The organism is Bartonella sp. OT172YNZD (genome assembly GCF_042193725.1).
Taxonomy (GTDB): Bacteria; Pseudomonadota; Alphaproteobacteria; order Rhizobiales; family Rhizobiaceae; genus Bartonella; species Bartonella grahamii_A.
Genome location: NZ_JBHILZ010000065.1, coordinates 1 through 1,055 on the forward strand (window position 1 = coordinate 1; position 1,055 = coordinate 1,055).

Here is a 1,055-nt window from a genome sequence, read left to right on the forward strand (position 1 = left end):
AATCCCTCCCGAAATCAAACGAGAAGACAGATGAAAAAGCGATTTATTATAACAGGAATGATTACTCTTTTGGGAATGATAAATTTAACTCTAACGTCTAACTTTAGTTGGGGTTCTGGGACTCAAGGTCCAACTGTTCAAACTCCTTTCCCTGATGCAAAAGCAATATATTTGAAAATTATTAATTTATTAAAACAACAAATTAAAGAAAACGAAAACCAGATCGAAAACGCGAAAAAAATCCATCAATCTATAACAGGAAATAGAATACAAAAACCAACAATAGGAGAGAGCAAGAGTTTTTTCATACAAGATTTGCCTTCTATCTACCCAAAAATGCTACAACAATATCATGGCATAAATGTTGGGCAATTTCAAAATCTTTTACTTTCTGTTCTTAATGAAGAGAAAAGATACACCTTCTGGAATTTGCCGCAGCAGCAGATGCGCAAAATAATTGATACGCGTCTTAAATATAGTGGAATTGTCGATAAAGCTGTAAGTTTGCAAACTTTCCAAGACGCAGAAAACCGCTTTATACAAATTGTTGATTTCTTAAATAACATAGATAAAACAAAAGATCTGAAAGAAGTTTTCGAGCTGCAAACACGCATCAAGACCATGTCAGCCATGCTCCAAAATGAATATACAAAGCTACAAATGGTCAGAAATTTAAGCGATAACGAAGAGGCTCTTACCGAAATACAAAAACGTAAATTGTATGGAAAAATTATAGCCTATGACAACCAAAATGTGCCTAAAGTAAGATTTAACTAATAAAGTTCTTTACAACATTTGCTTTTTTTCATGAAAACCACAGCCAATGTAGAAGGTTCCGTACTACCTAAATAATTCAGATGGGCAGAAGAGTTTTATCAAAACCAAGATATCGTGGTGAAAATACTTAGGTAATGTATAAATGAAAATGAAGCGTTTAGCATGTATCTATGTTTCAAGGTGATAAAAAGTTGAAGATTCGTTAAAGAGGAATTCCATGAACTTTACAGTGTTCACGCAACTTTTCAATAAAATTGATCAGATAACAAAAACATATG

1 protein-coding gene is annotated in these 1,055 nt (G+C 32.8%); it reads left to right on the forward strand.

Annotated elements, in window-relative coordinates; translation table 11 throughout:
* The coding region (locus tag ACFIJS_RS09000) for a type IV secretion system protein (RefSeq protein ID WP_375651278.1) at positions 1-777 on the forward strand (777 nt) is incomplete at its 5' end.
* Positions 778-1,055: the final 278 nt, after the last annotated feature.